Genomic DNA, 329 nt, shown 5'->3' on the forward strand with positions numbered 1-329 from the left:
ACGTTCTGTTCGCATTGCGTGGGGTAGAAGATGATTGATACAATCCTGTTTTCTCTGCTTGTTAAAGGGATTCAAACCGAGATAACGATATAGCTCTGCTAAATGTTCCCAGCGAGTTTCTTCTCTTTCTGCGTATTTCCCCCAAAGGTCAGAAGACAAGGACAGTCTCATCGAAACTCTAGATGCAATGCCCCCATGGGGAGGGTGCTGAGTATCAGGAAGAAACCCAGGCCCACGCAAGTAACAAAGCATGATAGCAAAGCCAAATCGGTTTTCTGATTTACGATGCTTGTTTATCAAACTGATATCTTGGTCGCTAAGGAAGCTGA

At 44.7% G+C, this 329-nt stretch carries 1 protein-coding gene; it reads right to left on the bottom strand.

Going from position 1 to position 329, the window contains the following annotated elements; genetic code table 11:
• On the bottom strand, window positions 1-329 hold a 329-nt coding region (locus tag AW165_RS18760), incomplete at both ends, for a DUF4158 domain-containing protein (RefSeq protein WP_155859673.1).

This window comes from Acinetobacter sp. LMB-5 (assembly GCF_001541635.1).
Classification (GTDB): domain Bacteria; phylum Pseudomonadota; class Gammaproteobacteria; order Pseudomonadales; family Moraxellaceae; genus Acinetobacter; species Acinetobacter pittii.